Source organism: Ochrobactrum sp. S1502_03 (genome assembly GCF_044435015.1).
Classification (GTDB): domain Bacteria; phylum Pseudomonadota; class Alphaproteobacteria; order Rhizobiales; family Rhizobiaceae; genus Brucella; species Brucella chromiisoli.
In genome coordinates this window covers 1-1,478 of sequence record NZ_JAYEXN010000083.1, presented here as the reverse complement: position 1 = coordinate 1,478, position 1,478 = coordinate 1, and the positions used below count along the sequence as shown (strand labels likewise).

Below are 1,478 nucleotides of genomic sequence, written 5' to 3'. Positions count from 1 at the left end.
CGGGGCGCGTGGCTGGCAGTAAAGCCGCGATTTATATGTCAGATAATGCTCTGGTTGACCGCATTAATGTCATGCAGGGCGCGCAGATTTCTGGCGATACTATCTCCAATTATCTGGAAGCCGATGAAAATGGCGATCTGCGTCTGACCCATCTGACATTTGGCAATAAAGCCGATGAAAACGGCAACTCGACCTCTGTTGCAGATTCCGATTTTGCACTTACTTATGATGGCAATATCACAGGCAAAAATCTGTCGCTGCAAATCAATGGTGGCAACACCACACTGACCGGCGATCATCTGCTTTACAACGCGACAATCGCGCAGGCTGGCACGCTTTCGGGCAGCGGGTCTTACCAGATTTATTCTGAGGAGCTGTTCCGCAATGAGGGCATACTCAACCCGTCAGTAGCAGGGCAGGCCATTGAGATTAATGGTAATTACCTCCAGTCGCAGACTGGCACCCTGGCGCTTTCATTTAACAATCAGCAAGACATAAGCAGTTTGATCGTCAATGGAACGGCTGGGTTTGATGGTACAATCTCTTTTGCACCTGAGCGCGGATGGTATCAAAATGGTTTCAGTATCACATCCGGCGACTGGATTGATGCGATAGATTTTGATGGAGATTTTAGCACTGTCTCCACTTCACGTGCCTCACCCACACTGAATGCGAGCGCAACGCATGATGGCGACAATGTTTACACGGTGTCCCTGAACCGATCAGACAATGCTTACTCGCAATATGCTGATAGCAGCAATGGTCGTAGTGTCGGTTCTGCCATTGATAATATGGGCGGCAATGCAGCGCCGCAATTGCAGTCGCTGATCGCGGCACTGGATTTTTCTGCGGCCGATGGATCGACTATTCGTGCAGCCCTGCCGGTCTTGTCGTCTGAAGCCTATGCATCTGCGAGCGGCGTACTTGTCAATGCAAGTGGTGCAACGCGCTCGGCCATCAATAATCGCTTGCAACAAGCATTTGGCGGAACGCCAGCAGCGCCGGTATCGGTTGTTGCCTATGCGTCTGCTCCGCAAACCCACGCAGCTGGCAATGCGATCAATGCCCCAGCACCACAGCCAACGGCCAGCAATGATATGTCCCGCTATGCCGCATGGAGTGCCGCTTATGGCAGCTGGTCGAGCCAGTCCGCCAATGGCAATGCCGGTCGAACCAAATCCACGCTTGGAGGCTTTAGCACAGGTATTGATGCCGATGTTTATGACAACTGGCGTTTAGGTGCGATGGCTGGCTACAGCCGCTCGACGTTTAAAACCGCGTCACGAAATTCATCAGGCTCAAGCGATAACTATACGCTGGGTGTTTATGGCGGCACGCAATGGCAGACTGCGGCAGGTTCTGTCGGTCTGCGTACTGGTCTTGCCTATTCATGGCATAATCTCGAAATGGGCCGTTCTGTCGCCTTCAATGGCTTTTCGGACAGCCTGTCTGCCGATTACAATGCGGGCACCTTCCAG

At 52.4% G+C, this 1,478-nt stretch carries 1 protein-coding gene; it reads left to right on the top strand.

Annotated elements, in window-relative coordinates:
• Positions 1-35: 35 nt before the first annotated feature.
• Positions 36-1,478: autotransporter outer membrane beta-barrel domain-containing protein (locus VBH83_RS19280; protein WP_396999089.1), on the top strand; the 1,443-nt coding region annotated here is incomplete at its 3' end.